At 65.2% G+C, this 1,236-nt stretch carries 1 protein-coding gene; it reads left to right on the top strand.

What is annotated here, in order from left to right; genetic code table 11:
- On the top strand, nucleotides 1-1,236 hold a 1,236-nt coding region (locus CDN38_RS27995; RefSeq protein ID WP_142361401.1), incomplete at both ends, for a condensation domain-containing protein.

The following is a 1,236-nucleotide window of genomic DNA, read 5'->3' as shown; positions in this document are numbered from 1 at the left end:
TGCGGGAAGACGGATGTATCGCACCGGGGATCTGGTGTGGTGGGGTGCTGATGGGCAGTTGCGTTATGTGGGGCGCGCTGATGAGCAGGTCAAGATCCGTGGCTACCGCATCGAACTCGGCGAAATCCAGGCAGCGCTGGCCGAGTCGGCCGGCGTCAAGCAGGCGGTGGTCATTGCCCGCGAGGATCGCCCCGGTGAGAAGCGTCTGGTGGGTTATGTCACCGGGACAGCTGAGCCGGCCGCGATCCGCGCCGCGCTGGCTCTACGGTTGCCCGCCTATATGGTGCCGGCGGCGGTGGTGGTGGTGGCGGCGCTGCCGTTGACGGTCAACGGCAAGCTCGACACCCGCGCCCTGCCGGCACCGCAGTACCGCGATGGTGATCGTTACCGCGCTCCGGCCACCCCGGTCGAGGAAATCCTGGCCGGAATTTATGCCCAGGTACTCGGACTCGAACGCGTCGGCGTCGACGACTCCTTCTTCGACCTGGGCGGCAATTCCCTTACCGCGATGCGGGTGATCGACGCGCTACAGGAAGCACTCGATGCGCACGTCACGGTCCGCCACCTGTTCGAGGCGCCAGCGATTCGCCAGCTAGTGCAGCATGTCGGAAGGGTTGACAGCCGCCGGGCGGCGTTGGTGCCCGTCGTTCGTCCCGGTGTGGTTCCGTTGTCGTTTGCGCAGAGCCGGTTGTGGTTCCTGGCCCAGTTGCAGGGGCCGTCACCGGTGTACAACACGCCGACCGCTTTTCGGATCAGCGGGGCGCTGGATGTCGAGGCGCTTGATGCCGCCCTCGATGATGTCCTGGTCCGCCACGAAACGCTGCGCACCATATTTCCCGACAGTGGCGGTGTGCCGTCGCAGGAGGTGCTGTCGGCCCAGGCGGGGATGTGGCGGCGCGGGGGCCCGGGGGTGGCGTCGTTGCCGGAGCACGATGTGGCCGATGAATTGATGGCGCTGGCGGCGTATCGGTTTGATTTGTCGGCGGAGGTCCCGATTCGTGCGCAAATCTACTCGGTGGGGCCCGAGCAGTATGTGCTGGCGCTAACCATGCACCACATTGCTTTTGATGGGTGGTCGCTGACGCCGATGTTCGGTGATCTGAGTTTCGCTTATCGGGCTCGGTGTGCGGGTCGGGCTCCGCGGTGGGCGCCGTTGGTGGTGCAGTATGTGGATTACACGTTGTGGCAGCGTGCGCAGTTTGGTGATCTGGCTGATAGTCGTAGCCGGATTGCTGC

The organism is Mycobacterium ostraviense, assembly GCF_002705925.1.
Taxonomy (GTDB): Bacteria; Actinomycetota; Actinomycetes; order Mycobacteriales; family Mycobacteriaceae; genus Mycobacterium; species Mycobacterium ostraviense.
This window is presented reverse-complemented; position numbering and strand designations above follow the sequence as displayed.